This window comes from Robertmurraya massiliosenegalensis JC6 (genome assembly GCF_000311725.1).
Lineage (GTDB): Bacteria > Bacillota > Bacilli > Bacillales > Cytobacillaceae > Robertmurraya > Robertmurraya massiliosenegalensis.
Genome location: NZ_HE978520.1, coordinates 43,136 through 64,148 on the forward strand (window position 1 = coordinate 43,136; position 21,013 = coordinate 64,148).

General features: G+C 37.6%; 15 protein-coding genes. 3 read left to right on the forward strand and 12 right to left on the reverse strand.

Features of this window, described 5'->3' with window-relative positions:
* Window positions 1-46 precede the first annotated feature (46 nt).
* From BMSHG_RS23935 to BMSHG_RS23950, 4 genes are all read right to left on the reverse strand, one after another.
* The gene (locus BMSHG_RS23935; RefSeq protein WP_019156997.1) at window positions 47-2,446 is read right to left on the reverse strand and encodes a glycoside hydrolase family 31 protein; all 2,400 of its coding nucleotides are present in this window, start codon (window positions 2,444-2,446) and stop codon (window positions 47-49) included.
* Window positions 2,447-2,523: 77 nt separating this feature from the next.
* Window positions 2,524-3,819: a TRAP transporter large permease gene (locus tag BMSHG_RS23940; protein WP_019156998.1), complete on the reverse strand. Its 1,296-nt coding sequence runs from the start codon at window positions 3,817-3,819 to the stop codon at window positions 2,524-2,526.
* A 49-nt stretch (window positions 3,820-3,868) separates the two neighbouring features.
* Entirely contained in the window at window positions 3,869-4,348 is a 480-nt protein-coding gene (locus BMSHG_RS23945) for a TRAP transporter small permease (RefSeq protein ID WP_019156999.1), read from the reverse strand.
* An 84-nt stretch (window positions 4,349-4,432) separates the two neighbouring features.
* Window positions 4,433-5,464, reverse strand: coding sequence for a TRAP transporter substrate-binding protein (locus tag BMSHG_RS23950; RefSeq protein WP_019157000.1), 1,032 nt, complete (start codon window positions 5,462-5,464; stop codon window positions 4,433-4,435).
* A gap of 403 nt (window positions 5,465-5,867) precedes the next feature.
* Between BMSHG_RS23950 and BMSHG_RS23955 the strand changes: the two genes are divergently transcribed.
* Window positions 5,868-6,863, forward strand: a complete 996-nt coding sequence (locus BMSHG_RS23955) for a LacI family DNA-binding transcriptional regulator (protein WP_019157001.1) — start codon at window positions 5,868-5,870, stop codon at window positions 6,861-6,863.
* Between the two features lie 108 nt (window positions 6,864-6,971).
* Here the strand turns inward: BMSHG_RS23955 and BMSHG_RS23960 are convergent, their stop codons facing one another.
* Together BMSHG_RS23960 and betB are read right to left on the reverse strand one after the other, a co-directional pair.
* On the reverse strand, window positions 6,972-8,102 hold the full coding sequence (locus BMSHG_RS23960; protein WP_019157002.1) for a 3D domain-containing protein: 1,131 nt from the start codon (window positions 8,100-8,102) through the stop codon (window positions 6,972-6,974).
* 188 nt (window positions 8,103-8,290) lie between these two features.
* A complete protein-coding gene (betB, locus tag BMSHG_RS23965) occupies window positions 8,291-9,757 on the reverse strand; it encodes a betaine-aldehyde dehydrogenase (protein ID WP_019157003.1) in 1,467 nt (488 codons plus the stop codon).
* A gap of 273 nt (window positions 9,758-10,030) precedes the next feature.
* On the opposite strand from betB, the gene cudC reads away from it, so the two are divergent.
* Together cudC and BMSHG_RS23975 are read left to right on the forward strand one after the other, a co-directional pair.
* Complete coding sequence (cudC, locus tag BMSHG_RS23970) at window positions 10,031-10,582, forward strand: choline uptake/conversion transcriptional regulator CudC (RefSeq protein ID WP_019157004.1); 552 nt, start codon at window positions 10,031-10,033, stop codon at window positions 10,580-10,582.
* Window positions 10,583-10,761: 179 nt separating this feature from the next.
* Window positions 10,762-11,661 (forward strand): glycine betaine ABC transporter substrate-binding protein, encoded by a 900-nt coding sequence (locus BMSHG_RS23975; RefSeq protein ID WP_019157005.1) that lies wholly within the window; start codon window positions 10,762-10,764, stop codon window positions 11,659-11,661.
* Between the two features lie 172 nt (window positions 11,662-11,833).
* On the opposite strand, the gene betA is transcribed toward BMSHG_RS23975, so the two are convergent.
* The 6 genes from betA to BMSHG_RS24005 form a co-directional block, all read right to left on the reverse strand.
* The gene (gene betA, locus BMSHG_RS23980) at window positions 11,834-13,519 is read right to left on the reverse strand and encodes a choline dehydrogenase (RefSeq protein WP_019157006.1); all 1,686 of its coding nucleotides are present in this window, start codon (window positions 13,517-13,519) and stop codon (window positions 11,834-11,836) included.
* 289 nt (window positions 13,520-13,808) lie between these two features.
* Window positions 13,809-14,828, reverse strand: a complete 1,020-nt coding sequence (locus BMSHG_RS23985) for a LacI family DNA-binding transcriptional regulator (RefSeq protein WP_019157007.1) — start codon at window positions 14,826-14,828, stop codon at window positions 13,809-13,811.
* Window positions 14,829-14,855: 27 nt separating this feature from the next.
* The gene (locus BMSHG_RS23990) at window positions 14,856-17,186 is read right to left on the reverse strand and encodes a glycoside hydrolase family 31 protein (protein ID WP_019157008.1); all 2,331 of its coding nucleotides are present in this window, start codon (window positions 17,184-17,186) and stop codon (window positions 14,856-14,858) included.
* Window positions 17,187-17,214: 28 nt separating this feature from the next.
* Window positions 17,215-18,057: a sugar ABC transporter permease gene (locus tag BMSHG_RS28790; RefSeq protein ID WP_019157009.1), complete on the reverse strand. Its 843-nt coding sequence runs from the start codon at window positions 18,055-18,057 to the stop codon at window positions 17,215-17,217.
* Entirely contained in the window at window positions 18,058-19,347 is a 1,290-nt protein-coding gene (locus BMSHG_RS28795) for a carbohydrate ABC transporter permease (protein ID WP_019157010.1), read from the reverse strand.
* 71 nt (window positions 19,348-19,418) lie between these two features.
* On the reverse strand, window positions 19,419-20,696 hold the full coding sequence (locus BMSHG_RS24005; RefSeq protein ID WP_019157011.1) for an extracellular solute-binding protein: 1,278 nt from the start codon (window positions 20,694-20,696) through the stop codon (window positions 19,419-19,421).
* Window positions 20,697-21,013: the final 317 nt, after the last annotated feature.

Below are 21,013 nucleotides of genomic sequence, written 5' to 3' on the forward strand. Positions count from 1 at the left end.
ACGTTAATGCCTCAAGAGATTAAGCATCTCTTGAGGCCTGGATGATTTATAAGACTACAGAATAACAACCATCAACTTGATCTATTTTCTGTCCATTTACATACAGTTTTCGTTGTTCATATTTTGGTAAATAAAAACGAATGGAATCGTAAGGAAGCTTGTACTCCCCTTCCATCTGATAACTTACCTGAATGGATTCAGAATCAACTTTCATTTGCAGTGAAACAAAGGTATGGTTTTCTTGATAATTAGCGGATATGCCATCATCCTCGTAAAGCTTGAATGAAGCTGTTCCTGTTTCTTTATGCGGGAATAACAAGAATCCTCTCTCATCTTTTTCTTTATTTTCAAATGAAGAGTCAGCATCATTTATCGGAATCATACTTCCTCCTTTAATCAATAAAGGATTATATTCTAATGGAGCAGGAACAATAACCGTCTGTCCACCTTCATACCATTCAGAAGTATGGAAGTTATACCAACCACCCTCATACTTTGGTAAATAAACCGCTCTTTCCGTCTGGCCTTTTTCCACAACTGATGCAACAAGCATAGATTCACCTAGCAAGAAGTCATCGTTCTCTTCAAATGTTTTGGCATCACTTTCAAACTCATAGAAAGTAGGTCGAAGGATCGGCTCATAGTTTTCATGAGCATTGTATAAAGCTGTATATAAGTAAGGTGTAATCCGGTGTCTAAACTTGATTAAATTGCGGATAAGTCCTGTTGTCTCTTCATACATCCAAGGTACATTGACCGATTTATCATCATTCCAAGAATGAATCGTGAAACGCGGATGGAAGATTCCATTTTGCACCCATCTTACGAGTAATTCTGGTTCTGGAGCCATCCCTGAGAATCCACCAATATCATGACCAATATTATATATACCTGAAAGACTTAACCCGAGACCCATCTTAATGTTGTACTTCAAAGATTTCCAGCTCGTATAGTTATCTCCAGACCAGGTTTGCACATAGCGTTGCATTCCCGGGCTACCAGATCTAGAAATTAAATACGGTCTAACTTCAGGAGCAAATTCTTTTTGCGCCTCATAAGATGCTTTCATCATTAGAAGCGGCTGGAGGGAACGGACAGATTCAAAATTTAATCCTTCCCCAAATCCGTTCACCGTTGCGTCCTTCGACCAAACTTCAAATTCATTGTTATCGTTCCACGTTGAATCAATTCCATATTCCAATAGCTGTTTGGTAACTTGTTGTTTCCACCACGTAACTGACTCTTCATTCGTAAAATCCACGTAAGAACCAACTTCATCCCAAAACTGTACAATTTCAGGAGATTCAGTCCCATTCATAATGAACATCTTTTTCTCTTTCAGTTCATTAAAAACAGGATGATCTTTTAATAATGCAGGCTTAATATTGGCGCAAAGCCTTACACCTTTTTCATGGTATTCATCGATAAACCCTTTCGCATCAGGAAATTTATCCGTATTCCAGTTAAATACATAACGTTTATCACCGATTGATGTGTATCCAGAAGATAATTGAAAGGAATCGCAGATAATATCATGTTCTTGACATTCTTCAATGAATTTTTTTAGTTGATTTTGAGCGTCAGGTGCATCTGTGTATGTCATCGTGGAACCAGAGTAACCAAAACTCCATTTAGGAGCAAAAATGGTTTTTCCAGTTAGCCAAGAGTATTTTTTTACAACATCTTTCACTTCAGGGCCAAGTATAATGTAATAATCTAAATCCCCATCGAATGATTGATAGTAACGATACCAACCATGGTAGTTATCCATCTCATTCCCCATATCAAAAACACTTTGGGCCATATTATCATAGAAGATACCAAACGAAACATTTGATTGCTTATTCCTCGTAATGTAGAACGGAATATGCTTATACAATGGATCAGTATATTGAGCATCATAGCCCATCGGATCCACGCTAAGCATTCTATAACGTTTCCCATAACGATCCATTTCTCCAGCTTTCTCACCGAGTCCAAAATACTGTTCATCATTTGTACGCTGTAAATAATGGTAAATCCCTTCTCCTAATGATCCATCAAAGTTATAAGCTTGAGTAGGACGATCAGCCGCCATTTGTTGAAAATTTCCATCTTCGTTTTTTGAGAACCAAGTAATCTTAAAACCATCTAATTGAATCTTCAGTCTAACCTTTTCAGTTTCAATCGTAAATTGTTGTTCTCCTTCTTGAACGTGAAATTCCGGCAATGAAAATGGAGAAAGGTCAAAGCGATCTCTTCCTTTTAACGGAACATCGTCCATACCAGGTGCAACAAGCCATGTATTTTTAATCTTAGGGTCGTTCCCATCGGTAATCATCACTCGAATCAAATCCTGTTCTAGCACAAACACTCTTGCCGTAACATCGGAATTTTCCAATCGAAATGTAATCGTGTTATTTCTATTATCAACATACTGAAATGGATAAGTTTCTCTTAAAGACATTTGCTCACCTCTATTTGTAGTCAACTAGCATTACAGATGTAATGAGTATTTTCATATATTTCAAGTTACCAATCTTATTAATATCCAGCTAATTTAGGTAAAAACATGCTTATTTCCGGTATATATGTTACAAGGAGCAACACAATAATGATTGCTGCATAGAACGGTAACATCGGTTTAATAACATCTTCTAAATCTAAATTGGCAATACTTGCACCAACAAAGAGAGCACTTCCAACAGGAGGTGTGATATTCCCAATACTTAAGTTTAGAACAATCAAGATTCCAAAATGAATCGGATCCATTCCAAACGAGGTAACAATCGGTAAGAAAATCGGTGTAAATATTAGAACGGCTGGTGTAATATCCATAAATGTTCCAATAAATAATAAGAAGATGTTTAAAATTAATAGAATGATAATTGGGTTGTCAGAAATCCCCATAATAAATTCGCTAATTGCTGTTGGAATTCCAGTAAACGCCATAACCCATGACATTACCGAAGAAGCTGCTACAAGAAGCATGATAACAGACGTGATCTGAACTGCCTCCATAATGATTTTCGGAAGATCAACTATTTTAACTGCACGGTAAGCCATCGCTAAAATAAATGTATAAGCAACAGCAACGGCCGATGCTTCAGTCGCAGTAAAGTATCCACCTAATATTCCTCCGATGACGATCACAATCAACATTAAGCTAGGAATGGCATCGATAAACGTTTTAACCGCTACTTTAAATGGTACTCTTTCAGAGACAGGGTATTTTCTCCGTTTCGCAATTATAAAAGCAACAACCATACAAGCTAGTCCCCATAAAATCCCTGGTAAATATCCAGCAATAAAAAGAGCTGCTACTGATGTTCCTCCAGATACTAAAGAATAGATGATTAATGTCCCACTTGGCGGAATAATTAAACCAGTAGGTGCTGATGCAATATTGACAGCAGCTGAGAATTTCGGGTCATACCCTTCTTTCTTTTGCAATGGTCCCATAACTCCACCAATCGCTGCTGCAGCGGCAACAGATGAACCTGAAAGCGATCCGAAAAGCATATTCCCCACCACATTTGTATGCGCCAAGGATCCCGGCATTCTTCCCACTAGTATTTTCCCAAAATTAATTAGTCGTTCAGCAATTCCCCCGTTATTCATTAAGATTCCAGAGAGAATAAAGAAAGGTACAGCTAACAAAGTAAAACTATCAAGCCCTGTTACCACTTTCTGTGAAGCTGTAAAAATTGCCATATCCATTGGCAAAACGGTTAAAATGGCTGCCATCGAAGCAATAACAATACTTACTGAGATTGGCACGCTTAGAACAAGCATAATGATAAATACAAGAACTAATACAAGACCCGCTTGCAAAGCCATAGTGTCACTCCCTATCAATAGAATCGAATCTAAAAGATGTCCATTTCATTTAGTTGATTTGTGAAAGTTTTTTATGTTTTTTGAAATATTCTGCTAAATTGAGAACAGAATAGAAAAGGAATAAAACCCCTGACACAATCAAACTTAAATATAAATACTCCATCGGTATACCTAAAGCAGATGACACTTGGCCCACTGCATTTTGATAAGCTTTTGTTCCGCCGAAGATAAGAATCACAAAGATGAATAATAAAACGAATGTTTCAACAATCAAGTTAACAAAAATTTGGTGCTTTTCTGGAATTTTACGAGCTACAAAGATAACGGCTAAATGTTTCTTTTTTCCATAAGCATATGCCGAACCAATCATGGTCAACCAAATCAAGGCATATCTCAGAAACTCTTCTGACACCGTACTAGGAGAGCCTAACACAAATCTAGTAAACACTTGCCAACATGCAACAAGAACCATCACAACCATTAAGGAACAGGTTAAAAATGCTGTAATCCCATCCACGATTTTTCTCATAGGACTGACACCTACCTAAATATTTTTAAGGGCCTTTTTTTCACCTATGAAGGTTAGAAAACAAAGGCCCATCGAATTCTCTACTTATTTAATGTAACTTTGGAAATCATCAAAAAACTTTTGGTTTTCTTCACTTTTTGCTTTGTATTCCTCATGAAGAGGAGTTGCAGCATCAATGAAAGCTTGCTTATCAATTGTATAGAATGTAACGCCCATTTCTTCCGATTCTTTTATTGATTTTTCAACTGCTTCTGCCCACACATCTTTATGACTTTCAGAAGAAGCCTTTGCTGCATCTTGAATCGCTTTCAATTGGTCATCTGATAATTTATCTAACACTTTCGTACTAATAATTAATACATCTGGAACATATTGATGCTCAGTGTAAGTGTACGCTTTAGATACTTCACCATGCTTATTGTTCGTTAATGCTGTTTCATTGTTCTCAGCCCCGTTTAATACACCTTGTTGCAGAGATGTATACACTTCACCGAATGACATTGGAGTTGGCGCTCCGCCCATTGCTTCAATCATTGAAATGGAAGTTGGACTTTCTTGTACACGAATTTTCAAACCTTTCATATCAGCAGGAGATTCTACTTTTTTATCTGTTGTATAAATACTACGTTGACCTGAATCATACCAACCGATCCCTACAAAACCATCATCTCTAGTTCCTTCAAAGATTTCTTGAACCGCTTCACTATTATCCATTACGTTATAGTAATGCTCTTGACTTTGAAAAACATATGGAAGTGAAAAGATGGTGAAATTTTCATCAAAAGCTTCAAGTGCACCTGCACTTACTTTTGCCATATCAAGAGTACCTGACTTTACAAGTTCAATCACGTCACGTTCTTGTCCTAATTGACCATTTGGAAAAACCTCAATCTTCACATTTCCTTCAGAATTTTCATCGGTAAGCTTTGAAAATTCCATTAATGATGTATGAATTGGATGATCCTCTGGTTGGTTGTGTGCCAATCGTAACGAAACAGCTTTTTCGCTATCTGCATCTGATTTTTCATTGCCACCACTTCCAGACGAACAAGCTGCTAATAATGATAGAGACAATACTCCTGTTGCTGCGATAGATAATATTTTTTTCATTTTCATAACATTTCCCCCTCTAATAGAGTTTTAATTAAGAAGATTTGGACTATAGCTACTACGAAAAACAGAAGCAGTTATTAATCATGTACATTTCATTATTTCGTCACAATTAGGAACCGCTTTCATCGGAGGTAAAAAAAGAAAGAGTTTTTACTGTCTCTACTTTTTTAACCGTTTTCTTTTTAAATTAACAACGTTGTTATTACAAAATTCATTCTATCTAATAAAAACATCTTTTTCAACCTTTTTTTTAAAATAAAAAGTGTATATTTTATGAATGAGAACGTTGACATTTTATCTATTTACTGTAAAAATAATGGTATCAACATATTTAATTAGCATTTTTAACAACGTTATTATTTTATAACATTAGTAATATAAATACTATAAAAACTTGGTGGCTCATATGACGATAACAATAAAAGATCTCGCAAATCAAATAGGTGTTAGTTATTCAACTGTATCTAAGGCATTAAATGATAGTCCACTTGTCAAACCAGAAACAAAAGAAAAAATCATCAATAAAGCAAAGGAATTAGGGTATGAACCCAATTATGCCGCTCGAAGACTTGTAAATAAACAATCAAATGTCATCGGTCTAATTTGGCCAACTTTAGAACGAGTCGCACCTTCTGCTTTAGTAACGAAGCTTAACGAAGTCATTAGTATGAATAACTATTCCATGATCCTTTCTATTAACTCGATCCATAATTCCATAGAAATGTTTAAACGCTTTCAAATAGACGGTGTCATTGTGTTTAATGATCATAACGTTGAGATGCCGAATTCTTTCCCAATGCCTGGGGTGTCTTATGGGGTTAGTAAAGATAAGTCTTTTCCTATCATTGACGTAAATTATCGACAAGCGATGAACTTAGCTGTTGAATATTTATATAACCTAGGCCATGAGAACATTGCCTTTTTGGGTGACTTTACCCCACTTGATGAAAGACAAATTGAAAAGTATCACGGATTCCAACAAGCAATGAAACAATTCGGACTAAATGTTAGTAGTCACAATTTGATTAATACTGGAGGACTTGAGTGGTATGATGGTTTCATGGCCACAAACCGCCTTTTAAAATCTTCCGTTAAGCCAACTGCCATCATTGGAACTAGTTACGATATTAGTTCCGGGGTCGTCCATGCTCTCAGACAAGCCAATTATATTATTCCAAAGGATATGTCTGTCATTAGTTATGACAATATCCCTCAAATGGATAATATGGAGGTTCCTTTAACAAGTGTCGGAGTACCCGTTGAGCAAATCGCTCAAAGTATGGTAGACACGTTATTAAGCTATATTAATGAACCTAATAACATTCCGCCAAATCGAACATTAACACCCACAATTGTCGAACGGACTTCATGTGCACAGGCTGGAGTGAAGAGGAACGGGTAATTCTATAATAAAGGAGAAGAGGATTCGATTTCCTCTTCTCCTTTTCAGATCACAAAGTCGTTAAATAAACAAAAAGAAAGAGCGCTCAAAATAAGCGCTCCTCCATTATTAATTCAAGATCTTAATTTTAACTACTTTGCGTCCCCATTGAATCGCTTTAGCACCATTTGGCATTAGTACATCTATTTTATGACCTACAATCGCACTGCCTGTATCACCTGCGATCGCTTCTCCATAACCTTCGACCCACACTTTGGAACCTAATGGGATAACCGAAGGATCTACCGCAATTAGCTTCATGTTTGGGTTCTTCTTGATATTATGCCCCATATAGGTCAATCCAGTTGTCGAAGTTTCATGACTGTAGGCTGTTGCCGTTACATACATCTCTTTTTTTACACTGACATTTGCTTTTGGTGGATTGTTATTTGACTTTGTATTGCTAGCATTTGCTGTAGTGGCCGCCTTAATTTTGGCTGCATTTTCTTGCTCTTGCTTTAACTTATTTTGAGCTTGCTGTAATTGATTCTGAATTTTTTCCTTTTCTTTTTCAGCTACATTTATTTCATGACTAATCGCATTATACTTTGCTTGAACAGAAGCAAGCTCCTGTTGTCTCTTTTGCAAACTATTTTCCAAGTCCTCTTGATTTGTAGCTAATTCAGCATATTGTTCTTGCAATAGGGTTTCTTGCTGATCAATTGCGATTTTTTCTTCTTCAATTTTTGCTAGATCGTTTTTCTGTTGTTCTAACAAATCTTTATCTGCACTGAAAATGGTCGTTACAGCAGATACTCGTTCAAATAAATCCGTGATACTTTCAGCATTAAGGAAAACAGCTAAAATGAAATTAACTTGATCGTTATGCTGTAAAGAAACCAATCGTTCCTCCATAACACCTTTTCGCACGTGGACCTTATCTTGTAGGACAACAATTTCTTCCTTTTTATCTTCAATTAATTGCTTTGTTTCGGTAATTTTTTGCTCGATAGCTTTAATCGTTTCATTCGTTTTAGCTATCTCATTTTCAATGGTTGCTAAATCATTTTGAACACTTTGAAGTTCAGCAGCTACTTTGTCTTGCTCCACTTTTTTATCATTAATGATGTCAGCATTTTGTTGAAGTTTATGTTGATTTGAATTTATCGTTTCTTGACTTGTTTCTGCATTTGCCACGATACTTGTCGAAAGTACAAAAATACTTGTCAGAGCGATGGCTCCCCTTTTTAAGGAATGCATAAGACAACCCCTTCCTATGTATCATTTATAACATAGAAATGGGCTTTTTTTAGATTACAGTTATATTAAAATAGTGAAACATTTCATTTCAAATATTAAATTTGAATGTACAAACGTTGAACAACACTGAGTAACTAAGCAAGATAATAGATCTTTTACACAGATGCTTTTTTCAATAAATTACCATCTCAGAACCAGTTAATCGGTTTAGGTTTAAGATTTTGGAATATATGCTTTGTTTCCGTATATTCTTCTAGTCCTATTTTCCCTAATTCGCGGCCAATCCCAGACTGCTTAAACCCACCCCACGGCGCATGCGGAAAGTAAAGATTGAAATCATTAATCCAAACAGTACCCATACGCAGCTTCGCTACACAACGTTCAGCTTTCACAATATCATTCGTCCAAACACCACCTGCAAGGCCGTAGATAGAATCATTAGCAAGTTTTACTGCTTCCTCTTCAGTAAGAAATTTCTCCACTGTGATGACAGGACCAAACGCTTCCTCTTGAACAATCGTCATATCTGTTGTGCAGTCCGTAAAAATGGTAGGCAAGAAGAAAAAGCCATTTTGTAGCTCTGGATCTGCTGGTCGGCTCCCACCAACTGCTAATGTAGCACCTTCTTTAATGCCGGTTTCTACATACTTTTCTACTTTCGCAAGTTGTTCAGCTGAAATAAGCGGACCCATCTGAGTATCTTCGTCAAACCCACTACCTAGTTTAAATTTTTTCACTCGTTCAACAAGAGCATGAATAAACTCATCGTGAATACTTTCTTCTATTATTAATCTTGTCCCTGCAGAACAAATTTGACCAGCATGAAAAAACACCCCATTTAGCGCTTGGTCAACAGCTGTTTCAAAATCTGCATCAGCAAAGATGATATTGGGATTTTTACCACCAAGTTCGAGGGCAAGCTTTTTCACATTGCTACTAGCTGCTTGCATAATTTTTTTCCCTGTAACGATTCCACCTGTAAAAGAAAGAAGGTCGACATCCATATTACGGGATAGCTCAGCACCAACTGTATGACCAGATCCGAGTACTAAGTTCGCAACTCCAGTAGGTACCCCAGCCTCTTCCATTAGTTCAAATACTTTAATCGTCGTAAGTGGTGTGATTTCGCTTGGCTTCATAATGAGAGTATTACCTGTGACTAAAGCCGGAGCCAATTTCCAAGATGCTTGCAGCAACGGATAATTCCAAGGGGTAATTTGGCCACAAACTCCAACAGGCTCGCGAACAACCTTACTGATAGAGTTTGGCACTGGAGAATGAATCATTTCCCCACCATCTTTATCCGCAAGCTCTGCGTAATAGCGAAACACTCCTGCAATATCAGCCATGTCTCCACGGCTTTCCTCCACGGTTTTACCCGTATTTAAGGATTCCAATCTTGCTAATTTTTCTTGATCTCGTTCTATTAATTCAGCTATTTTCCTCACGATCACCCCACGCTCTGTTGCTGGAGCAGAAGACCATTCTCCTTTATCAAAAGCTGCTCTTGCTGCAGCAATTGCTGCTTTTGCATCTGATTCGTCACCTTCTGGAACAATAGCAATAACTTCTTGATTAAATGGATTCATAATGGAGCGCGTATTACCTGAAATAGCGCCTACCCATTTTCCATTAATATATTGTTTTAGACTCAAAACACTCAACTCCAATTTAATATTAAATTAAATTTATTAAAAATTTATTTAACTTTTTAAAAAATCGTATCATGTCTTTTAAAGGCTGTCAAAGATTTTCAGCAGAATTAAAAACAAGCTAAAATATCTAAATACACAAGGGTTCTATGCGATTACAACGAACGAATCTCCCTTTTGCATTTGACATTTATTCTGAACACGGTATCATAAAGTTTATAGTAATATTTAAAAAATATTTAACAAGCTTTACTTTATATTGAAGGAGCAACACTTATGAGCGAATCAGCTGAAAAATCTAGAATTAAATTAGAAGAAGCCAAAGACAAAGTGATTGGGGCCATTGCTGAGACAATGGACTTATATGGTGTGACGCCAGCTGCAGCTAATTTATATGCGACGATGTACTTTAAAGAGCAGATGACCCTTGATGAAATGCGTACTGAACTCGGAATGAGCAAACCGAGTATGAGTACGAGTGTACGAAAACTACAAGAAATAGAAATGGTAAAAAAAACATTTACACGCGGTTCTCGAAAACATACGTATGTTGCTGAGAAGAATTTCTTCCGTTCCTTTATAGCTTTCTATTGTCAAATGTGGGAACGCGAAGTAAAGATGAATCTGGAAGCTGTTGAAGAAGCACAAGAAGATTTTATCAACGTCATAAAAGATTCTTCTAGCACGCCAGAAATCGTTGCTGAGGCAAAAAAATACTATGATCAATTAGAAGAATCGAAAACATATTATCGCTGGTTAGAAAACTTAGTTAAAAGTATAAAAAGTGGAGAAATATTTGAGTATTTACCGAAGGAGCAAAAAGAGTAAATTAAAGAGAAGTGTTCAGGTAGTCTATAGAGAGATGGCTATAGGCTACCAAAGTAAGAATGCCATGCTGATCTCTTCTAAAAAGAGAGCATTTTGTTTTAACTATTTTGTTAAATTAATTCTTAACATATTTAATGTTTTGAATTGATTTATATAAAAACAAAGGGGAGTTTTTTTACATGAACAAACGGAACAAAGAACTTAGTATTATGTTAGTGCTGCTAATGCTCGCTCTATTGACGGCATGTGGAAGCACCAGCGGGGAGACAAGCAATGAACAAACAGGGGCAGAATCAGGAGTAAATGAGGAAGTAATAACAATTGGTCAAATTAACTGGGCCGAGAATATTGCCGTCACTAACATGTGGAAAGCACTATTAGAAGATAAAGGCTATAATGTGGAGTTTAGCATATTAAGCATGGGTGCAATGATGCAAGCTTTAGAAACAGGCGATTTAGATGTTAGTTTAGAGATATGGTTACCTGTACAAGATGCCAATTATTTCGAGACATATAAGGATACTGTCAACTTCTCAGAATCTACTTGGTTTGACAATGCAAAAGTAGGACTTGTTGTTCCAACCTACGTAGAGGAAGTGAATAGTGTAGAAGACTTAAACGAACATAAGGAACTATTTGATGGAGAAATTGTCGGATTTGACCCTGGAGCAGGTACAATGGATGTTACAGAACAATTAATTCAAGACTATGATCTTGATTTTGAACTAACACCAAGCTCCGAACCTGCGATGTTATCTGAAATCCAAAGATCAGTAGAAAACGAAAAACCTATCGTGGCACCACTTTGGAGCCCTCACTCTGTATTCTCCAAGTATGATTTGAAATTTCTCGAAGACCCACAAAGTACATATGGTGGTATAGAAAAAATCCACCATGGTACGAGACATGGTTTTGAAGAGGATTACCCGAAAGTAAATGATTGGTTTAAAAATTGGAAGATGGATGATCAACAAATCGGTCAGCTAATCGACTATGTTGAAAGTGCTTCAGACCCTCTTGAGGGAGCTAAAAAATGGATTGATGAAAATCAAGCATTGGTGAATGAGTGGGTAAAATAAAGGCATAAATAAAAGTAAGTATGAAGCTGGACTCCTTTTTTTGGCGAGGACCAGCTTCTTTTTATTCTTCGAAAATCTGCACAAAACAAAGAGAAGGCTCTTTCATAAAATGTACGCTTTGACAGGCAATTACATTTTTGAAAGCAACCTTCTCATATAAGCAGTATTTTTTTTATCGTTTTATCGTCCCTGCGTCGGCTGGATGTACACCATGACGGTAAAAATCTGCATGAATTGGCTCGAGCGGTTTACGACCAAGGATTATGTCTGACGCTTTTTCTGCTAACATCAACACAGGTGCATGAATATTGCCATTCGTGACATAAGGCATAGCAGATGCATCCACCACTCGTACATTATCAAGCCCATGGACTTTCATTGTTAATGGATCAACGACGGCCATCGGATCTGATATTGGCCCCATCTTTGCCGTACAGCTCGGGTGAAGTGCAGTCTCTGCATCTTGCGCTACCCAATCCAAAATCTCCTTGTCTGTTCGAACGGATGGACCTGGTGATATTTCTCCTGAATTATACGGTGCCATAGCTGGCTGTGATAAGATTTCACGCGAAACTCTTACTGCTTCAATCCACTCCCGCCGATCTTGTTCAGTAGAAAGATAATTGAAGACCATACTCGGATGCTCTGTCGGATCAGTCGAACGAATTTTTAATTTCCCCCGAGCATCGGAATACATAGGTCCAACATGCACTTGGAATCCGTGGGCAGTTTTTGCTTTTTGTCCGTCGTAACGAACCGCTACAGGAAGGAAATGAAACATTAAATTAGGATAAGCTACATCCTCATTTGAGCGGACAAACCCACCACCTTCGAAATGGTTGGTCGCTGCTGGACCTGTTCGCCCAAGTAACCATTGCAATCCGATCCAAGGCATCCGGGCCTTATTTAAGTTAGGCTGTTCGGAAACTGGGAGCGGGCAAGCATGTTGAATGTATACTTCGAGATGATCTTGGAGATTTTCACCTACCCCTGGAAGATCAACTACTGGTTTAATACCGAGCGAGCGTAAATGTTCAGCGTCGCCCACACCTGATAGCTGAAGTAATTGTGGTGTATTGATTGCTCCGCCAGCAAGTATGATTTCACCCGCAATGACTTGATGTGTCTTTCCATTTCGACGATATGTCAAACCGTTAGCTCGTGAACCATTGAAATCAATACTTGACACAAAAGCACGGGTTTTCACTGTAAGGTTCTGTCTCCCCATAGCCGGGTGCAGATAAGCACGCGAAGGTGAATAACGTCTACCTTTGTACACATGCTTATCAAATGGACCGAAGCCTTCTTGTCGAAATCCGTTCACATCAGGGGTTCGTGCGTAGCCTGCCTCTTCAGCTGCGTCAAAGAAGGCTTGGAAAAGAGGATTAGTCGCTGGTCCTCGTTCTAATTTAAGCGGACCATCATGGCCACGGAATTCATCTTCTCGGTTGGCAGCTAAAGCATTCTCCATTCGTTTAAAATATGGAAGACAATGTGCAAAATCCCATGTTCCCATCCCTTGATCTGCTCCCCATCGTTCATAGTCCAACGGGTTACCACGTTGAAAAATCATCCCGTTAATAGAGCCTGAACCTCCAAGCACCTTTCCCCGGGCATGCTTAACACGTCGCCCATTCATATAGGGTTCAGGATCTGATTCGTATCTCCAGTCATATAAAGCTTTCCCTGCGGGGAACGGCAAAGCAGCCGGCATTTGGATCAACAAGTCCCATGAAAAATCCTTTCGTCCTGCCTCTAAAACGAGTACAGTCCGTGTCCCATCTGCACTTAAACGATCCCCTAGTACAGAGCCTGCACTACCGCCACCTACGATTACAATATCATATGTTTCTTTCATTTTTCGTACCTCCTCAGATGTTGAAAATAGAATGAAGGAATCAAAGCAATATAAAAGCTATGAATCATCTACTTCTAATATTAAGTTTGTTAAATTTTTATTTAATATATTTAATATTATTAATATATCATTGGGGTTGTTTTTTGTAAACCGAGGATGAGCGGGTTAGCCGTGTACAGAAAAAAAGGCAAAGCATAAAAAAGAGGCCTCCCAAAAGTTTCATCAACCTTTGAGAAGCCTCCTATTTATCAATAAATGGATGTCCTTTATGTGTTTAAGAACGGTTTTCTTACTTTATCCTACTCACAGAATCCCGATAAACAATTTGATACGGAATAATTATTCGTTTGGCTGGCTCGTTTTTGTTTTCTGTTTTCTCAATCAGCGCTTTAGCAGATTGCGCACCCAGTTCATAGATTTGGATATCAACCGTTGTCAGTGCAGGCCGAGTAATTTCAGAAAGATAAACGTTGTTAAAACTCACTAATGAAATATCCTGCGGAACGCGAACACCATAGTTCTCTAGCATGCTTAAAATCCCAAGACTAATCAGATCATCACTAACGACTAATCCCGTTGGCGGGGTATTTAATGACATGAGATCCTCCACCGCTTCTTTCCCGCCTGACTCAAGGAATTCGGTGTGAATTTTATACGACTCACACTCTTTAATTCCCGCTTCATTTAAAGCAGCTACATAGCCGCTTTCACGATCCTGCGTTACAAATAATTCCCTTGAACCACCTATAAAAGCAATTCTTTCATGACCCATATCGATTAAATGCTTCGTTATTTCTTTGCCTGCCCTAATATTGTCATTATCAACGTGGGTAATTTCTGTATCATGATCATAGGGCTTACCTACAATGACAAACGGAAAGCCTTGTTCTCGCAAAAAATTTGTCACCTTATCATTAATCCGGGAGTAAAGAAGAATAACTCCGTCTACGTAGCTTCCATATACGATCCGTTGCACTTCATTTAAAATCTCTTTTTCTGTATCTCCCGTTGATAAATACATGGAATATTTAGCTTCATGGAGAATCGAACCAATTCCACGCAAAATCTCTGGAAAGAATGGATTTTGTAAAGCAATGTTTGTCGATGACGGCATAATGACAGCTATCGCCTTTGTTGACTTGGCAACAAGATTACGCGCGTTAATATTAGGATGATAGCCTAAGTCTTTCATTGCTTTCCGCACTTTTTTCTTTGTGTCTTCACTAATTCTTGGATTGTCCGCAATGACACGAGAAACTGTAGAGGGGGAAACCCCACTGATTTTCGCTACATCTTTTATCGTTACCATTTTCCCACCTCTACCTTTTTACCATGATTATAGACCTATTATACTACTATTGCTGCCATTAACGAAGACTGTTTTGTTTGGACCCATTAGTTCAATCTTTATTTCTTTATAGGCAGGTTGATAATTTCCTTCTTTTGATAATACGCTGATTTCTATCTTATCCTTGGAGGATTGAATGTCAAAAGCAATCTTTATATACTCTCCTGTCTCATAAGCAAAGGTTTCTCCATCGTCATCATAGAATGTAAAAGAATAGTTCTCTTCGTCCGATGCAAATACTTTCATCGTAAGATCTTTTGTTTCTTTATCTTGATTGGATATCCATTTACTTTGCATAAGTGCGGAGCCTTTGCGAACAAAGATTGGTAAGTCTTCTAACTCTACATGTATAAGATGGACTTTTTCGCCTTCATAGCTTTCTCCACTTGTATATTCCATCCACTCACCTTTAGGTAAGTATACCACTCGATCGGTTACAGAAGGATTTAATATCGGCGCCATGATCACATTATCCCCGATCATAAATTGATCGTTTAAGTTATAGGTCTTAGCATCATCAGGATATTCCATTAATAATGGGCGCATCACTGGTAAACCTTGTATACTTGCCTGATAAAACAAGGAATATAGTTGCGGCATCCATTCGTAGCGCATTTGAATATACTTTTTCATGATCGTTTCAAATTTTTCTCCAAACTGCCATGGTTCTTGGTAACGGAAGCCAATCGCCGAGTGGTTCCGGAAAAATGGGGTAAATGCTCCTACTTGAGTCCAACGTGTTAATAGTTCCGCATTTGTATCATGGGCAAAGCCACCAACATCAGGGCCAGTAAACGGAACCCCAGATAGACCTAAGTTCATCACCATTGGTAAAGACATTTGCAGGTGCTCCCAGAAACTACGATTATCACCTGTCCAAACAGCTCCATACCGCTGGACACCAGCATAACCCGCACGAGTCAGTAAAAATGGACGTTTCCCTTGAAGATTTTCCTTCATCCCTTCATAAGTTGCTTTTCCCATTAGTAACCCGTAAACATTATGCATTTCACGATGTGTCGTTAGACGGCCATCATTGCGGTGGATGACTTCTAAATCCATCGTTTTTGTTTCATTAAAGACGGCAGGCTCATTCATGTCATTCCAAATTCCTTCGATTCCCATCGAGGTATAGAATTCATGCTTTTCGCCCCACCATTTGCGTACCTTTTCTTCTGTAAAATCTGGAAAAGCACTCACACCTGGCCACACTTCACCATAATAAATATCTCCTTCGATATATTTACAGAAGTGATCCTCTAGCACCCCTTCTTGATAAATCGGATACTCAGCATCTTTTTTCACACCTGGATCTACGATTGGTACGACGCGAATTCCCATTTCTTTCAAATCAGCAATCAAGAGTTCTGGATTAGGAAATCTTTCTTTATCAAACGTAAAGACACGATAGCCATTCATATAATGAATATCTAAATGAATGACATCAAGCGGAATGTTCCTTTCAATAAAGTTCTTTGCCAGTTCCCTCACTTCTGCTTCTGTCTCATAGCTATAACGTGACTGATGATAGCCAAGAGACCACTTTGGCGGCAATGGCATTCTCCCTGTTAAATACGTGTATTGTTCTAATACCCTTTTCGGATGCGGACCAGCCAATACATAGTAATCTAATTGACCACCTTCGGCTGAAAAAGAATAATACGCATCAGATGATTGCAGATCAAAGTGCGTTTTAAACGTATTATCGAAAAATATTCCGTGCGCATTCCCATCACGTAAAGTCATGAAATAAGGAATAGACTCGTAAAGCGCTTTTGTTTCTGGATTATGAGGCGCATATACATCCGTATTCCACATTTCTAATTTCTCGCCACGTTTATCTAAATGACCTGATTTTTCCCCAAACCCATAAAAATGATCATGTTCATGCATTTGCTTAAATGCGATCACCTCACCGTTTTCACGGAAAGCGATACCACGCTTATCTTCAGAAACTATCGTTGTTCCCTTAACATCTTTTACGGTTAAACGAAAAGGTGTTTTTTCAATTTGAAGAACAAGTTCAGATGTTTTTAAAATGAGCGTTTCTTCTGTCTCATCTTCACTCACGTTCACTAAATTGGGCTCTATAATAACTGATTTTGAGTTATTTAAAACAGGATCGTGTTTTGTATTCATCGTTACTCGAATAATTTCATCTGTATAAAAGAGGATGGACACTTTACCATTAACGCAATTAAATAGGTATTCTTGATCTCTTTTTAACCATTCTTGTACACTCCCGATGTCACGATACACATCGGCTGTATCTTTCTTTTCCTTCCCTGGGTGTATAGCAAAGCTTGTATCTCCAAGCATGATGTACCTCCTAAAACAAAATCGACTATTATCCTTTAATGCCTCCAGCAGATAGACCCGTTACAAAATACTTCTGTAACAGTAAGAAAAGGATGGTAATTGGTACTGCAATTAAAACGGCCCCGGCTGCAAACAAAGTAAATTCATTGCCAAATTGCTTTGCAATCATTTGATATAGACCTACTGCTAATGTATAGTTTTCCTCCGAACGAAGTAATATCCTTGCAATGATAAAATCTGTAAATGGTGCGATAAAGGTAAATAGTGCAATAACAGCAATAATTGGTTTCGCTAGCGGCATGATAATTTGTGCAAAAATACGGAAATGCCCAGCTCCATCCATACGTGCTGACTCATCCAATTCTTTCGGGATCGTGTCAAGATATCCCTTCATGAGATACGTATTCATTGGGATCGAGCCGCCTGTATAGATAAGAATTAATCCTAAATGAGTATCAATTAATCCCGTTAATGTCGCTAATACATAAATCGCAATTAAGGCCGCAAAGTTCGGGATCATTTGCAAGATTAAAAAGGTCATTAAACCGTTTTTCCGACCAACAAAACGATATCTAGAAAATGAGTAAGCTGTTAAGCTAACCATAATGACCGAAAACAGCATCGTTAACGTTGAGATCTTTAACGTATTCCAATACCACGTTAAATAGTCCGATTGCGCATGGTCAAATAATTTTTTATAATGCATTAATGTGGCATCTTTTGGGATCATCGTTGAACCTGATAAGCTGTTTCCAGGATTAAAGGAAGAACCCACGATCCAAACAATCGGGTAAAAGATAATCAATGCCATTATAATAATTGCTAGATAAGACAAAGTAAGACGTAACGTATTCCTTCTTTTTGTATTCATCTACATCATATCCTCTTCTTGGAATGATTTTGTTCTTCTAAATTGCCAAAGCGCTACGGCAATAACGATGACAGAAAGGATCATCGTGATGGCAGCTGCTTTTCCATACTGAGCTGACGTCATGGTTAATGAATAGATCCATGAAATTAAAATGTCCGTTCCACCTGCGTTCTGGCCAGGCATTGCTGGTCCTCCTCCATTAAACAAGTAGATCGCATTAAAGTTATTAAAATTCCCTGTAAATTGTGTAATGAGGATGGGAGCCGTTACAAATAGAACCAACGGCAATGTGATATGTCTAAACTTTTGGAAGATGGTTGCACCGTCTACTTCAGCCGCTTCATATAATTCATTTGGAATTGACTGAAGCACCCCTGTTGTCATAACAAAAATAAAGGGGAATCCTAGCCAAGTCTGAATGAATATAAGAGCTAGCCTAGTAAACATGGCATTCGTCATCCAAGGTATATTTTCGATTCCAAAAAAACCTAGTATATCCCGATTAATCGTTCCAAATGTTTCATTGAACATCCCCGCAAATACTAAGATAGAAACAAACGCAGGAACTGCCCAAGGTAAAATCAAAATATTTCTGAAAATCTTCTTAAACTTTAAATCTTTCTGATTTACGATTACCGCCAAAAATATCCCTACAGCGATTTGTAAACTCGTTGCAACGAATGTCCAAACTATTGTCCAAGAAAGAACACTAAAGAACGTTTCTCTCCAAATTGGAACTTTAAATATATCTACGAAATTCTTAAAACCTACCCAATCCACTAGACTAGCCGGTGGAGTATGGTATAAATCATAGTTCGTAAAAGATAGTAAAATAACAAATAAAATAGGGAATATAACAACAAAAACCATTAATAAAAAGCCAGGCGACATAATTAAATATGGAAATCCATTATCAACTAATGATCGATATTGTTCTTTTAATCCATTAATTTCTTCTTCGTTATCTCTTTTCTTACCTGTTTTGTATGCATCATATAAATTAAAAATATATATACCCGCTAACAAAACGGCTAACAGCACCGTGAGGATTCCTTCAATTAATAGAAAGATGGAGTGATCATATTGCGGATCAGTACCTAGAGTCACTAATCCCCAAAAACCATAACGAAGTAAGTCTCCGAAGGCAAAAATAAATGCACTGGTTAAAATGAGGAAAGTAATACCTTTTACAATTTGCTTATTATAAAATTGTCCAAATCCAGGAATGATGGACAACACTAAAGCGATTTTACGTTTATTGGACTGATTACTTTGTTTATGCGGTTGCATTATTTGTTCTCCTTTCAGAACCATAATAATGTTAAGCAGTACCCCAAGTGACGGGGTACTGCTTTAAATCACTATTTTCCAGAGTGATTTAATTCAATCTGTGAAGTAATAGTGGATTGAGCTTCATCAAGTGCATCTTTCGGTTCTGAATCTCCAGAAGCTATTAATTGTAACGCTTGTGCCATCGGCTCCCAAACCTCTGCCATTTGTGGAATATTCGGCATTGGAATTGCACGTTGAGATTGAATTGCAACCGCTTGAGCACCTTCATTTTCCGCAATGATTGGATCATCGATTAAAGACTTTACTGGTGGAATTTCAGATGTTTCTTCATAACGAATTTTTGCATTTTCTTCATTCGTAATCCATTCGATTAACTTCGTTGCCCACTCTTTATTTTTAGAGAAGCTAGATAAATGCCAGCCTTTAACTCCCATGAACGTAACTGGGTATTCTCCATTTGGAAGTTTAGGCATTGGCGTTACACCATAATTCATACCAATGTCATTTAATGTTTGGAATGCCCAAGGACCATCCATAACAGAAGCAACTTTTCCTTCCTGGAATAAACCATCTTTTGCAGATCCTCCACTTTCACCAATAATTCCTGAAGGGAAGATTTCTTTGTACCACTGTTGAATGTATTCCGCACCTTCAACAGCTCCTTCATTATTTACACCGATATCCGCAGGATTTAACACCCCACCATCTTCACCGAATACGTAACCACCGTATCCTGCCATTACAGAGTTTCCAAAATAGAAATTATCCCATAATGCGAGGAATCCATATTGATCAGTACCTTTTAAACCTTTAGAGAACTCTAGTAACTCATCAAAAGTTTCAACCGGTTCAGCCATTAAAGCTTTATTGTAAATAAATACAGGTGTTTCGGTTGCTTTTGGAAGTCCATAAAGCTTTCCATCGTATGTTTGTGATTCAATAGAAGATTCTGTATAAATATCGATTACAGATTGATCTACTTCGATTGGTGCAATGAGTCCTTCTGTTACTACTTGACCAATTTGATCATGTGGTAAAGTAATCACATCTGGCCCTGCTCCAGTTGGACCATCTAAACGCATTTGTTCACGAATCTCCGTTGCCATATCCATTTCTCTATATTCCACTTTGATTCCATACTCTTCTTCAAAGCTTGCAATGGCAGCATCAAGACCTACACCCTTATCTTTATCTTCCCAAACGACTAGCTTTTCTGGTTTTTCAGCTTCTGCTGAATCTCCACCATTACTCGTATTATCATTTGGCTTTTCTTCTTCACGTTCTGGTGCACATGCAGTTAAAGCGACTAAAACGAATGAAATCAATAAAATTAACCATTTTTTCATTTTTTGACCCTCCTACAAATTTAATGTTTGTAATCGTTTACTTTTTAATTCAGTGAAAACGATTGCACAAAATACAATTCTTATTATACATAGAAATTATTAGTTTGTAACTATAAAATTTTGGAATTCTATGTTTTACTATTTTTCATTATATATGCTATAATCCCCATAAGTAACCGTTTCCAATAAATTAGCGTTATCCCTTCTGGATCGGACGCTCTTTTGTTCCTATTCATTATTAATAACTCACTTTTGAGCAAACGTTTGTATTTATCAAATAGTTATTTTGCTAAACTCTTTTTTATTGAACGCTATCC

What these genes read in the sequence shown, in the direction of transcription:
- BMSHG_RS23975 (WP_019157005.1), top strand. Translation starts at nt 10,762, where the DNA reads ATGAACAAACGGAACAAAGAACTTAGTATTATGTTAGTGCTGCTAATG.
- BMSHG_RS23990 (WP_019157008.1), bottom strand. Translation starts at nt 17,186, where the DNA reads ATGCTTGGAGATACAAGCTTTGCTATACACCCAGGGAAGGAAAAGAAA.
- BMSHG_RS23985 (WP_019157007.1), bottom strand. Translation starts at nt 14,828, where the DNA reads ATGGTAACGATAAAAGATGTAGCGAAAATCAGTGGGGTTTCCCCCTCT.
- BMSHG_RS23945 (WP_019156999.1), bottom strand. Translation starts at nt 4,348, where the DNA reads ATGAGAAAAATCGTGGATGGGATTACAGCATTTTTAACCTGTTCCTTA.
- BMSHG_RS23960 (WP_019157002.1), bottom strand. Translation starts at nt 8,102, where the DNA reads ATGCATTCCTTAAAAAGGGGAGCCATCGCTCTGACAAGTATTTTTGTA.
- BMSHG_RS23955 (WP_019157001.1), top strand. Translation starts at nt 5,868, where the DNA reads ATGACGATAACAATAAAAGATCTCGCAAATCAAATAGGTGTTAGTTAT.
- BMSHG_RS23950 (WP_019157000.1), bottom strand. Translation starts at nt 5,464, where the DNA reads ATGAAAATGAAAAAAATATTATCTATCGCAGCAACAGGAGTATTGTCT.
- BMSHG_RS24005 (WP_019157011.1), bottom strand. Translation starts at nt 20,696, where the DNA reads ATGAAAAAATGGTTAATTTTATTGATTTCATTCGTTTTAGTCGCTTTA.
- cudC (WP_019157004.1), top strand. Translation starts at nt 10,031, where the DNA reads ATGAGCGAATCAGCTGAAAAATCTAGAATTAAATTAGAAGAAGCCAAA.
- BMSHG_RS23935 (WP_019156997.1), bottom strand. Translation starts at nt 2,446, where the DNA reads ATGTCTTTAAGAGAAACTTATCCATTTCAGTATGTTGATAATAGAAAT.
- BMSHG_RS23940 (WP_019156998.1), bottom strand. Translation starts at nt 3,819, where the DNA reads ATGGCTTTGCAAGCGGGTCTTGTATTAGTTCTTGTATTTATCATTATG.
- BMSHG_RS28790 (WP_019157009.1), bottom strand. Translation starts at nt 18,057, where the DNA reads ATGAATACAAAAAGAAGGAATACGTTACGTCTTACTTTGTCTTATCTA.
- BMSHG_RS28795 (WP_019157010.1), bottom strand. Translation starts at nt 19,347, where the DNA reads ATGCAACCGCATAAACAAAGTAATCAGTCCAATAAACGTAAAATCGCT.
- betA (WP_019157006.1), bottom strand. Translation starts at nt 13,519, where the DNA reads ATGAAAGAAACATATGATATTGTAATCGTAGGTGGCGGTAGTGCAGGC.